This is a genomic window from Rhizobium sp. Rhizsp42, from assembly GCF_047304155.1.
Taxonomy (GTDB): Bacteria; Pseudomonadota; Alphaproteobacteria; order Rhizobiales; family Rhizobiaceae; genus Rhizobium.
Genome location: NZ_JBGLYS010000003.1, coordinates 149,485 through 161,211 on the forward strand (window position 1 = coordinate 149,485; position 11,727 = coordinate 161,211).

Below are 11,727 nucleotides of genomic sequence, written 5' to 3' on the forward strand. Positions count from 1 at the left end.
AGGCTTCGCCCGGGCGATGTCACAGGAATCCAGCAACCGCGCGTCTGCGCGGTAAGAAATGTCTTTTCAGCCCAAGGACTTGGGCTGGCTGGATCCCTGTGACGAGCACAGGGATGAGGGCGGTGCGCTATCGCCCAAAATCGCCATTCGGAGGAGGTGGCCCTGATGATCCGCAATCCAATCCTGCCGGGTTTCAATCCGGACCCGTCGATCTGTCGTGTCGGCGAGGATTACTATATCGCGACCTCGACCTTCGAGTGGTATCCTGGTGTGCAGATCCATCACTCGCGCGATCTGGTGAACTGGACGCTGGTACGGCGGCCGCTGGAGCGGGCGTCGCAGCTCGACATGCGCGGCAACCCTGACAGCTGCGGTATCTGGGCGCCGTGTCTCTCTTATGCCGACGGGCTGTTCTGGCTCGTCTATACCGACGTCAAGCGCTTCGACGGCAACTTCAAGGATGCGCATAATTACATCGTGACCTCGCCAACGATCGCGGGCGAGTGGTCGGAGCCGATCTATGTGAACTCGTCGGGCTTCGACCCGTCGCTGTTTCATGACGATGATGGCCGCAAGTGGTTCCTGAACATGCAGTGGAACCACCGCACCGAGAGCTTTGGCGGCGCGCCGAAGTCTCCCGCCTTCGACGGTATCCTGCTGCAGGAGTGGGATGCGGAGACGAAATCGCTGAAGGGCCCAATCCGGAACATCTTCGCCGGCAGCTCGCTCGGGCTGGTCGAGGGGCCGCATCTCTTCAAGCGGAACGGCTATTACTATCTGACCACCGCCGAGGGCGGCACCGGTTACGACCACGCGGTGACGATGGCGCGGTCGCGCGACGTCGCCGGTCCCTACGAGATGCACCCGAACAAGCACCTCATCACCTCGAAGGACCACCCGGAAGCCATTCTGCAGCGGGCAGGGCATGGGCAGTATGTCCAAACGCCCGACGGCCAGGTCTATCATACGCACCTCTGCGGCCGGCCGATGCCTCCGAAGCGGCGTTGCACGCTCGGGCGCGAAACCAGCCTGCAGAAATGCGTCTGGAAGGATGATGGCTGGCTCTATCTCGAGAACGGCACCACGGTCCCTGATGTCACCGTGTCGGGACTTGGTGGTGCTGTGCAGGCCGAGAAGCCGATGCGCAGCGAATACGGCTTCGATGGCGGTACGCTGCCCGATGATTTCCAGTGGCTGCGCACGCCGAAGCCGGAGCGGATCTTCAACCTCACGGATCGGCCCGGTCATCTCAGGCTGATCGCTCGTGAGAGCATCGGCTCGTGGTTCGAGCAGGCGCTGGTGGCGCGGCGGCAGGAGCATCACAGCTTCCGGGCCGAGACGGTCGTCGAATTCGATCCCGACACCTACCAGCAAGTGGAGGGGCTGACGCACTATTACAACAGGCACAAGTTCCACGCGGTTGCCGTCACGCTGCACGAGAAGCTTGGACGCTGCGTGACGATCCTCTCCTGCGACGGCGACTATCCGAACGGGCGGCTGAGCTTTCCCGCCGGCAGCGGCGAGGCGCTTCCCGCCAGCGGCCGTGTTCAGCTTGCCATGGAAATCCGCGACAACGAGCTGCAGTTCTTCTGGCAGACAGAGGGCATGGGCGCGTGGCGGGCGATCGGTCCTTTGCTCGACGCCGGCGTGGTTTCCGACGAAGGCGGGCGCGGTGAGCATGGCTCGTTTACCGGCGCATTCGCCGGCGTCTTTGCCTTCGATACGTCGGGGCGCGCGAAGACGGCCGATTTCGACTGGTTCAATTACGACGAGCTGTGAAAGAGAGTGACATCACCTCGCGCTGGGTGATGTCACATTTTCTAATTTAATATATGCTTTCAAGCATGTGTTTTTATTACTGAAGTTTAATTTAACTTTCAGTTTCGGTTCATCATTTCAGGTCTAGGTTCGGGGCGTGTTCAACACGAGGAAACCCCAATGAAAAAGATGTTTGCCGTTCTTCTCTCCGCTTCTTTCCTGGCCGCGCCGCTGGTTGCCGCGACGGGTGCAAGCGCGCAGGAACACCATCGCCGTCCCGTCGTCGTCGAGCGCGACGTGCATGTCACCAAGTACAAGTGGAGCCGCGGCCATCGCATGAGCCCCGCCGAGCGCCGCAACATGCGCGAAGTGCGCGACTACCGCCGCTACCGTCTGGCGCCTCCGCCGCGCGGCTATCGCTGGGTGCAGGTCAACAACGATTACCTGATGATCAGCATTGCGAGCAATGTGATCTCGAACATCGTCGTCGGTCGCTGATCGTTCGACGTGACTTGTGTGGAAAGGGCGGCTTCGGCCGCCCTTTTTCATGTCTGTCTTTCGGGCGCATTGCGCCCCAGCCGCGCCGCCAATTTGCTGAGAACGCCGGTGACCGGCTTGCGCTCTTCTGTCTCGGGTGGCACTGCCAGCCCCTCGATCGGCGGCAGCGGGTCGCATTCCTCGCAGACGCATTGATATCTCCTGATCGCTTGCGCCTTCATGCGGCCTGATCTCCCCAGCGGGCGAAGGGATCGGGCATGTCGCGCCATTTGTCCGGTGTGAAGTCCTCGGCGCGGACAAGACATGCGTCGAGACGCGTGCGGATCCAGGCTTCGTCCATCGGGTCGGCGCCGATGAAGACGATTTCCTGGCGGCGGTCGCCCCAGACGGGGTGCAGATAGGGTCCGATTGCGGTCATGAAGCGCGGATCGGTCGGCCAACGCTCGCGAGGCACCGCCGACCACCATGTACCCATGCGGCTTGTGCGCAGGATGGCGCCGGCCTGGCTGACCTCGCCGACATGATGCGGCCGGGTGGCGAGCCAGAAGAAGCCCTTGGCGCGGACCACGCCCGGCCAGGCGGTGTCGAAGAAGCGCTGCAGTTTCGTCGGATCGAAGGGACGCTTTTCGCGATAGACGAAGGAGCGGATGCCATATTCCTCGGTTTCCGGCACATGGTCGTTGAAGCCGTGCATTTCCTTGTACCAGAGCGGGTGGGTCTCGGCCTTGTCGATGTCGAACAGGCCGGTGCCGAGCACCTCCTGCGGCCGGACCTTGCCGAAATCGGCCTCGATCAGCCGGGCATCCGGGTTCAGGCCGACGACGATCTGGCGGGCGGCATGCAGCTGTTCGGCGGTGGCTGTGCCGACCTTGTTGAGGATCACGACGTCTGCGAATTCGATCTGTTCGACCAGCAAGTCAATCACAGTGCGGTTGTCGCCGTCGCCGGCCGTCTCGCCACGGTCGCCGAGGAAATCGGTGGAGGCGTAATCGGCGAGCAGGCCGGCGGCGTCGACCACTGTGACCATGGTATCGAGTTCGGCGACATCGGATAGGCTCAGGCCGTCCTCGTCGCGGAACTCGAAGGTGGTGGCGACAGGCAAGGGCTCGGCTATACCCGTGGATTCGATCAGCAAGTAGTCGAAACGGTCCTGTTCCGCCAGTTGGCGGACTTCCTTCAGGAGGTCGTCGCGCAGCGTGCAGCAGATGCAGCCATTGGTCATCTCGACCAATTCCTCATCCGTGCGCGACAGGTTAGCGCCGCCATCGCGCACCAGCGCGGCGTCGATGTTGACCTCGCTCATGTCGTTGACGATGACGGCGACGCGCAGGCCATCGCGGTTCGCCAGTATGTGGTTCAAAAGCGTCGTCTTGCCGGCGCCGAGGAAGCCGGAGAGGACCGTGACCGGCAGTTTCCTGTTCATTGCGATCTCCAGTTAATGTTATAATATTACATTGATAGGCATGAAAAAGGCGGACCATGTGCCCGCCTTTTTCGATATGCGGTGGGGCTGGTATCAGCTTTCGCGTGACAGGCAGTCCTTGAGATTATTGGCGATCCCGCGCATCAGCTTGAAATAGAGATCCGGGCCGGCATCAAGCGTTGCGGCTTCGGGATCGAGCACGCCGGCCTTGGCCTTGGTGCCCTCGAGCACGACATCGACGAGGCGCGGCTGGAACTGCGGTTCGGCGAAGACGCAGGTTGCACCGAGGTCCGCCACCTTCTTGTGGATCTCGGCGATCCGCTCGGCGCCGGGGATGGTTTCCGGGCTGACGGTGATCGAGCCGGCGACGCGCACCTTGTAACGGTTTTCGAAATACTGGTAGGCGTCGTGGAAGACGATGAAGGGTTTGTCCTTGACCGGTGACACGATGCCGGAGATTTCCTTGTCGAGCGCGTCGAGCTTGGCGTTCAGCGCCTCGGCATTGGCCTGGTAGGCAAGGGCGTTGGCGGGGTCGGCGGCCACCAGCGTGGTGGTGATCTCGGCGGCCATGGCCTTGGCATTTACGGGGTCGAGCCAGAGATGGGTGTCGAAGGCGCCGTGGCCGTGGTCGTGATCGTCATGTGCCTCGGCGGCGTGATCGTGATCATGACCGGCCGCTTCCTTGGCGTGATCGTGGCCACCGGCCTCTTCGGCATGGTCGTGGCCTGCCTCGTGCGCATCGCCATCATGGTCGCCATCGTCATGGGCTTCGAAGGCGCCGCCTTCGCGGAACTTGCGCTTGGTCAGGCCTGGCGCCTTGTCTAGCTCGGCGACGCTGGCATCCTCTCCGAGCGCTTCCAACGGCTTTTCCAGGAAGGCTTCCATGCCGGGGCCGACCCAGAAGACCACCTTGGCATCCTGCAGCGCCTTGGCGTTGGAGGGCTTCATCGAATAGGTGTGCGGAGAGGCGGCGCCATCGACGATCAGTTCTGGCGTGCCGACGCCCTGCATGATGGCGGAGACCAGCGAGTGCACCGGCTTGATCGAGGTGACGACGACGGGGGCGTCCGCGCCGTGGGCCGTGCCGGCGAGGAGGAGGGCCGGGAGTGCGAGGCCTTGTAGCGCCAGGGAAAGGCCGGTCGCGAGTTTCATGTGCATGCTCCGCTTGAATTGCATAGGTAATGTTATTACATCAATTGCGTTATGCTATAACGTGTGCGATAGCAGGGCGCAACAGCACTTTCGGAAAAATGATGCCATTACCCGCAAATTCCGAGGCGAGGCCGCTCGTTTCGCTTTCCAATGTCGGTGTCCGCAGAAACGGCCGCTGGCTGGTTCGCGGCGTCGATTTTTCCGTCTCGCGTGGCGAGATCGTGACGCTGATCGGCCCGAATGGCTCCGGCAAATCGACGACGGTGAAGACCGCGATCGGGGTGATGAAGGCGGACGAGGGCAAGGTGACGCGCGCGTCCGGCCTGAAGGTTGGCTATGTCCCGCAGAAGCTCGCCATCGACTGGACGCTGCCGCTGACGGTGCGCCGGCTGATGACGCTGACGGGGCCGCTTTCGGCCAGTGACATGAACGAGGCGCTGGATGCCGTCGGTCTCTCGCACATGATCAATGCCGAGGTGCAGCATCTCTCCGGCGGCGAATTCCAGCGGGCGCTGATGGCCCGCGCCATTGCCCGCAAGCCGGATCTGCTTGTGCTCGACGAGCCGGTGCAGGGCGTCGATTTCTCCGGCGAGATTGCCATCTACGAGCTGATCAAGACGATCCGCAACACGACGGGATGCGGCATCCTGCTGATTTCGCACGACCTGCATGTCGTCATGGCGGCGACCGATACCGTGATCTGCCTCAACGGCCATGTCTGCTGCCGGGGCACGCCACAGGCGGTGACGCAGAGTGCCGAATATGTGCGCCTGTTCGGCAGCCGCGCGGCGCAGTCGCTTGCCGTCTACAGTCACGATCACGATCATACGCATCTCCCCGATGGCCGCGTGCTGCATGCGGATGGCTCGGTGACGGACCATTGCCACCCTGACGATGGCCACCACCACGGCCATGATCATGGCTCTCATGGTCATTCCGGGCACTCTCATGATCATGCGCATCATGACCACGGGCATGCTGGCCATGACCACGCCCACCATCATACGGCCGATGAAGGGCACGGGCACAAGCATCCGGCGGGAGAGCGCCATGTTTGACGATTTCTTCGTTCGCGCCATCATCGCCGGCGTCGGCCTGGCGCTGACCACGGGGCCGCTCGGCTGCTTCATCATCTGGCGGCGCATGGCCTATTTCGGCGATACGATCTCGCATTCGGCGCTGCTTGGCGTCGCGCTGTCGCTGCTCATGCAGTTCAACCTGACGCTCTCGGTCTTCGTCGTGGCGGCCGCCGTCTCGATCCTGCTGCTGTTGCTGCAGAAGCGGCAGGCGCTGTCGGCCGATGCGCTACTCGGCATTCTCTCGCATGCGACGCTGGCGATCGGGCTGGTCATGGTCGCCTTCATGACGTGGGTGCGCATCGACCTGATCGCCTTCCTGTTCGGCGATATTCTCGCCGTGTCAAAGGCCGATATCGCCTTCATCTGGGGCGGCGGCATTCTGGTGCTAGCGGCGATCGCATGGCTGTGGCGGCCGCTGCTTGCCTCGACCGTCAATCCCGAATTGGCCGAGGCCGAGGGCTTGAAGCCGGAGCGGGCACGGCTGTTCTTCATGCTGCTGATGGCCGTCGTCATCGCGATTGCCATGAAGATCGTCGGCATCATGCTGATCACCTCACTGCTGATCATCCCGGCTGCCGCTGCCCGGCGCTTTTCGTCGACGCCCGAGATCATGGCGGTCCTCGCCTCGCTGATCGGGGCGGTTGCCGTGGTCGGCGGGCTGTTCGGTTCGCTCACCTACGACACGCCGTCGGGCCCCTCGATCGTGGTTGCGGCCCTCATTCTCTTCATTCTCAGCCTGCTGCCCAAATTCGGGCGGGGCCAGGCCGCCACGGAAGGACAAGGCTCATGAGCGCACCCGCACTGACCAAGAACCAGGCGCTTGTCTTCGACGTTCTCGAAAAGGCCGATGGCCCGCTCAGCGCCTACACCATTCTCGACAAGCTGCGCGACCACGGCTTTCGCGCGCCGCTGCAGGTCTACCGGGCGCTGGAGAAGTTGCTCGAATACGGCGTCGTGCACCGGCTCGAGAGCATCAACTCCTTCGTCGCCTGCGCACACCCCGGCGAGAACTGCCACAGCCACGGCATCGTCGCCTTCGCCATCTGCGAAAGTTGCGGCCAGGTGATGGAATTCCACGACCACGAGGTCGACCATCGATTGATGGACTGGACGCGGGGCAAGAAGTTCAAGGCCGAGAAGACGACGATCGAGATCCGCGGGCTTTGCGAGGCGTGTGCGGCGTAACTAGTCGAGCCTCTTCAAATCTCGCGCAAACCGCTGCCAGTTCCCGACGTATTTTTCCGCCGAGCGCTTGAGGCCTTCGATCGCCTTGTCGTCGAGGGTGCGGATGGCGCGGGCGGGGGAGCCGACGATCAGGGAATTGTCGGGGAATTCCTTGCCTTCCGTCACCAGCGCATTGGCGCCGACGAGGCAGTTGTTGCCGATCTTCGCGCCGTTCAGCACCGTGGCGCCCATACCAACAAGCGAATTGTTTCCGATCACGCAGCCGTGGACAATCGCATGATGGCCGATGGTGCAGCCTTCGCCGATCGTGACGGGATGGCCGGGATCGGTGTGCAGCATGGCGCCTTCCTGGATATTGGTCGCCGCGCCGACCGTAATCGGCTCGTTGTCGCCGCGCAGCACCGCGCCGAACCAGACGCCGACATCGATGCCGAGCGTGACCTTGCCGATCACATGCGCATCGGGCGCGATCCAGTATGTGCCTGATGGCGGCAGATCCGGTTCGTGGCCTGAGAGCGCATAGATCGGCATGGTCATTCCTCCCTAAGAGCGTTTCCGCCTTTCTTCGAAAGGCAAAAATGCTCTATCTCTTTGTTACGCAATTCCGGACGCAAAACCGCGCTGCACTTTTGCTGGAATTGCTCTAGGCGACGTTGATCGACAGCTTGGCGATGCCGTCGATGCCGCAATCGATATGATCACCGCGCTTCACCGCGCCGACGCCCGCCGGCGTGCCGGTCATGATCACGTCGCCGGGGGCGAGTTCGAACAGCTTCGAGAGTTCGGCGATGATTTCAGGCACCTTCCAGATCATCTGGTTGAGATCGCCATCCTGCACGCGCTTGCCGTTGAGATCGAGCCAGACGCGACCGGCATCGGGGTGGCCGAGCTTTGCGGCCGGCACGATCGCCGAGACCGGGGCGGAATGTTCGAAGGCTTTCGCCAGCTCCCACGGGCGGCCGAGCTTCTTGGCTTCGGCCTGCAGGTCGCGGCGGGTGAAATCGATGCCGACGGCATAGCCGTAGACGCAATCGAGCGCGTTCTCGAGCGCGATATCCTTACCGCCCGATTTCAGCGCCAGCACGCATTCGACCTCGAAATGGACGTCGTTCGACAGCGGCGGGTAGGGGAAGTCCTTGCCGTCGGCGAGCAGATTATCGGCGTTCTTCTGGAAGAAGAAGGGCGGCTCGCGGCTCGGGTCGTGTCCCATCTCGATGGCATGGTCGGCGTAATTGCGGCCGACGCAATAGACGCGGCGCACCGGAAAGCGATCGGTGGTGCCGTCGACGGGGAGGAGGACGGGCGCGGGAAGCGGAATGACGGTGCCGGCGGCCGGGGCGGAAGAGGAGAGGGACATGGGACGGGGATGCTCTTGCTGTTTTCGTGAGTCCGACCATCTTAGCCGCAAAAGCGAAGCTGGGGGAAGCGTGGAAGGCAGTCTTGCGGTACGCCTGTTCCGGCATTGCTGCCCTGCATGGGGAAACTGGCGTTTTCGCGCGCTTTGCGCTATGAGCGCGGCATGACAACATCGCATTTCTACAAACAGGCGCTCGAAACGAAGCGGCCGGTCTTCGCGGTCGCGCCGATGATCGACTGGACCGATAGGCATTGCCGTTACTTCCACCGGCAGATCAGCCGCAACGCGCTGCTCTACACGGAGATGGTCGTCGCCGATGCGATCATCCATGGGCCGCGGGAGCGGTTGCTGTCCTTCGACGCCGCCGAGCATCCGGTGGCGCTGCAGCTTGGCGGGTCTGATCCGGAGAAGCTGGTGAAGGCGGTGGAGATCGCGGCGCCTTACGGCTACGACGAGATCAATCTCAATGTCGGCTGCCCCTCGGACCGGGTGCAATCGGGCACCTTCGGGGCCTGCCTGATGCTGACGCCGGATGTGGTCGCGGATTGCATCAGGGCGATGAAGAAAGTGTCGTCTGTGCCGGTTACCGTGAAGTGCCGGATCGGGGTGGATGAGCAGGAGCCTGAAAAGGCCTTGCCCGATCTTCTCGACCGGGTGCTGGATGCCGGTGCCGACGCGATCTGGATCCATGCCCGCAAGGCCTGGCTGAAAGGCTTGTCGCCGAAGGAAAACCGCGAAATCCCGCCGCTCGATTACGACATCGTCTACCGCACCAAGCAGGCGCGGCCGGATGTGTTCATCGGCATCAATGGCGGCATCCAGACGCTGGATCAGGCGGAAGAGCATCTGCGGCATGTCGACGGCGTCATGCTCGGGCGGGCGGCCTATCAGAATGCCGGCGTGCTTGCCGATGTCGACCATCGCTTCTTCGGGGCGGACGCTCAGGCCTTCGACTGGGAGCTTCTGCGCAACCGGATGATGGATTACGCGGCGCGGCATATCGCCGATGGTGGGCGGTTGCAGCAGGTGGCGCGGCATATGGTTGGGCTGTTTACGGGCTTGCCCGGGGCGCGGCGGTACCGGCAGATATTGTCGACCGATGCGGTGAAGGCCGGGGCCGGGCCGGAGGTGATTGCGGCGGCTTTCGCGGCGGTGGATTTTTCCGGTGCGGTGGAGGATGCGGTTAGCGCTTGAGGTTTGACTGCCTGCGTTTTTGAGCGTGGTGCCGTGGGATACCCCCCTCTGTCCTGCCGGACATCTCCCCCACAAGGGGGGAGATCGAGTCGTGGTGACGGCATCCCCAAGCAATGAGAGTTGAGCGAGCGGCTGCCCCTAGCCAATCTCCCCACCTGTGGGGGAGATGCCCGGCAGGGCAGAGGGGGGCGCCACGCGGCACAAACCCCTCTCATGAAATGCCAACGCCGCCCTACAAACTCCGACAAAACGCCAACGACGGCATGAAAAAATACTCCCCACCCTTCATCGTCACCGCCTGCGGTGTCGCGGTCGTGGTCGCGGTGGTCGTGCCGCCCCATTCGACCGGACAGTGGATGTCGGGGCGCGGGTTGGGGCTTTGGCCGATCACGAGGTCGAGGCCCGGGGCGCCGGCGCCTGGGGGGACGCGGGGGAAGCCGGGGTTGTTGGCCCAGGTCGATTGCGCGAACTCGAACTGCTCGGCGATATCGGCGTTGAAGGCCATGAACAGCAGGCCGACATCCTTGCTCGGCTTGTTTTCGATGCGGCCGTCGTTTGGCTGGTCGGTGCGCACGCCATAGGTCTGGCCGCGCCGCGCCATGATGTGCAGGCGTTCGCCGTCGACGGGCTCGAAGCCGCCGGAACCGCGCGGGTTGACCTTGCGGATATGGGCGAAGAACGGACATTTGGCGCCGTTGGGATCGCTGTCATAATCGAAGTCGTTGGGCACCGGGTGGTGGTTGCCGTCTGCGAACTGGGTGGTGAGCGGCGTGCCGTCCTCGAAGCGGCCGACCAGCATGGCGCCTGCTCGCTCGGCATCGTCGCCCTTAAGATGCAGCCGTTTGGCCAAGGCTTTTTCCTGCTTCTTGAACTGCTTGACGTTCTGCTCGAGCTTGCGGAAGACGAAGTAGCTGCCGAAATGCCTAGCCGGATCGGGGGCGGCGGTATCGGGCACGATCACGCGGTTCAGCGCAAAGGCCGGGTCCCAGTTGGTGGCGCCGTCGGCCGTCAGGCGTTCGTCGTCGATATCCTCGGTCAGGAACAGCGGCTGGCTGCGGCCGTCGACATAGCCGAAGTGCTCGATGCCGTCGCCATTGCTGTTGTGCAGGCCGTGGCCCTTTTCCTCGCCGAGAATATGGACGCCGTGGCATGCCTGGATCAGGTGACGCACCGCCGTCAGCGCCTTGTTGCGTGGGCCGGACATCTGGTCTCCGACGAGGATGACGGCGTGGATCACGTCGCGGAAATGTGGCTCCCAACTCGCGGGTGCCGGGTCATTCAGGCCGGCGTTCTTCATGCCGGAGCGGAACGAGGTGTCCGGCGGGATCTTCGGGGCGGGGATCTGCAGCGCCGCGTAGCCATCGCCGGTGAGGCCGACGCTGACATAGGGCGTGCCCTTGGTGCCCGTCGCCTTGAAGGTCTTGACCTCCTGCAGGTGGGTTTTCGCCGATTTCAGGAGCGGCGTGCCTGTCGGTGGCTGCGACAGCGCCTTCAATAGCGCGCGGCCGCCAGCGGGGTCGGTAAACTTCAGGAACAGGATGGTCAGGAATTCGCGGGTGTGGGCCTTGACGATGTTCGGTTGAAGCTCGTCGAGCATTACGGCGGCGTCTCCCGCAGCGCTCTCCCATGAAAGCGGTTGGGTCAGATCGAAAGGCATGGCTCCTCCTCCTCGGGGCTGGTCGGCCTAGGATGTCTTCATGCGCATGGCTGGAACTGCTCAGACCGACGGTTGATCTGCTGTTGTCTTGCTCAGGTCTAAAATCATCGATTTTTCGCAAGCGGTATCATCGCCGCCAGAGACTGGCGGGCGCATTGCCGGTATGGATGAAATCTATCTGTGCTTGCTTTTTATGGTTGCATATGCAACCTGACATTTATATCTCACATTTTGCTAATAATCGCAATAGCTATTTAGAAGCAGGTACTTGGCCGGAATTTTTGCGCCAGAATGAAACGCTCGCCCTTTGGTGGTCGCTTCTCAAACGGTTGCGTGTGGCGCCGACAAGACCATCCATGGGCAAGGCGCGATCACGACAAACGTGATGGAACAAGGGCAGCGTTGCTGACGTTTCGAGAACGCT

Annotated in this window: 12 protein-coding genes; 6 read left to right on the forward strand and 6 right to left on the reverse strand. The window is 62.7% G+C overall.

Going from position 1 to position 11,727, the window contains the following annotated elements:
* Positions 1-165: 165 nt before the first annotated feature.
* Together ACCD05_RS05140 and ACCD05_RS05145 are read left to right on the forward strand one after the other, a co-directional pair.
* Positions 166-1,779: a glycoside hydrolase family 43 protein gene (locus tag ACCD05_RS05140; RefSeq protein WP_413391443.1), complete on the forward strand. Its 1,614-nt coding sequence runs from the start codon at positions 166-168 to the stop codon at positions 1,777-1,779.
* Between the two features lie 159 nt (positions 1,780-1,938).
* On the forward strand, positions 1,939-2,256 hold the full coding sequence (locus ACCD05_RS05145; RefSeq protein WP_047512368.1) for an RcnB family protein: 318 nt from the start codon (positions 1,939-1,941) through the stop codon (positions 2,254-2,256).
* Positions 2,257-2,303: 47 nt separating this feature from the next.
* Here ACCD05_RS05145 and ACCD05_RS05150 read toward each other — a convergent pair whose 3' ends face one another.
* From ACCD05_RS05150 to ACCD05_RS05160, 3 genes are all read right to left on the reverse strand, one after another.
* The gene (locus ACCD05_RS05150; RefSeq protein WP_413391445.1) at positions 2,304-2,477 is read right to left on the reverse strand and encodes a hypothetical protein; all 174 of its coding nucleotides are present in this window, start codon (positions 2,475-2,477) and stop codon (positions 2,304-2,306) included.
* Positions 2,474-3,679: a GTP-binding protein gene (locus tag ACCD05_RS05155; protein ID WP_413391447.1), complete on the reverse strand. Its 1,206-nt coding sequence runs from the start codon at positions 3,677-3,679 to the stop codon at positions 2,474-2,476. The genes ACCD05_RS05150 and ACCD05_RS05155 overlap by 4 nt, the downstream gene beginning before the upstream one ends.
* A gap of 93 nt (positions 3,680-3,772) precedes the next feature.
* On the reverse strand, positions 3,773-4,831 hold the full coding sequence (locus tag ACCD05_RS05160) for a zinc ABC transporter substrate-binding protein (protein ID WP_413391449.1): 1,059 nt from the start codon (positions 4,829-4,831) through the stop codon (positions 3,773-3,775).
* A gap of 101 nt (positions 4,832-4,932) precedes the next feature.
* Between ACCD05_RS05160 and ACCD05_RS05165 the strand changes: the two genes are divergently transcribed.
* From ACCD05_RS05165 to ACCD05_RS05175, 3 genes are read left to right on the forward strand one after another with little or no spacing between them, the layout of a single operon-like run.
* Positions 4,933-5,889, forward strand: coding sequence for an ATP-binding cassette domain-containing protein (locus tag ACCD05_RS05165; RefSeq protein WP_413391451.1), 957 nt, complete (start codon positions 4,933-4,935; stop codon positions 5,887-5,889).
* Positions 5,816-6,700 (forward strand): iron chelate uptake ABC transporter family permease subunit, encoded by an 885-nt coding sequence (locus ACCD05_RS05170; protein ID WP_413391639.1) that lies wholly within the window; start codon positions 5,816-5,818, stop codon positions 6,698-6,700. Before ACCD05_RS05165 ends, ACCD05_RS05170 begins: the two co-directional genes overlap by 74 nt.
* Complete coding sequence (locus ACCD05_RS05175) at positions 6,697-7,095, forward strand: Fur family transcriptional regulator (RefSeq protein ID WP_037178690.1); 399 nt, start codon at positions 6,697-6,699, stop codon at positions 7,093-7,095. The genes ACCD05_RS05170 and ACCD05_RS05175 overlap by 4 nt, the downstream gene beginning before the upstream one ends.
* Here the strand turns inward: ACCD05_RS05175 and ACCD05_RS05180 are convergent, their stop codons facing one another.
* On the reverse strand, positions 7,096-7,626 hold the full coding sequence (locus ACCD05_RS05180; RefSeq protein WP_413391453.1) for a gamma carbonic anhydrase family protein: 531 nt from the start codon (positions 7,624-7,626) through the stop codon (positions 7,096-7,098).
* A gap of 112 nt (positions 7,627-7,738) precedes the next feature.
* The gene (locus ACCD05_RS05185) at positions 7,739-8,452 is read right to left on the reverse strand and encodes a fumarylacetoacetate hydrolase family protein (RefSeq protein WP_413391455.1); all 714 of its coding nucleotides are present in this window, start codon (positions 8,450-8,452) and stop codon (positions 7,739-7,741) included.
* Between the two features lie 162 nt (positions 8,453-8,614).
* Here ACCD05_RS05185 and dusA point away from each other — a divergent pair, with 162 nt between their 5' ends.
* A complete protein-coding gene (gene dusA / locus ACCD05_RS05190; protein WP_413391457.1) occupies positions 8,615-9,646 on the forward strand; it encodes a tRNA dihydrouridine(20/20a) synthase DusA in 1,032 nt (343 codons plus the stop codon).
* A gap of 232 nt (positions 9,647-9,878) precedes the next feature.
* Here the strand turns inward: dusA and ACCD05_RS05195 are convergent, their stop codons facing one another.
* Complete coding sequence (locus ACCD05_RS05195) at positions 9,879-11,303, reverse strand: Dyp-type peroxidase (protein WP_413391459.1); 1,425 nt, start codon at positions 11,301-11,303, stop codon at positions 9,879-9,881.
* Between the last annotated feature and the right edge of the window lie 424 nt (positions 11,304-11,727).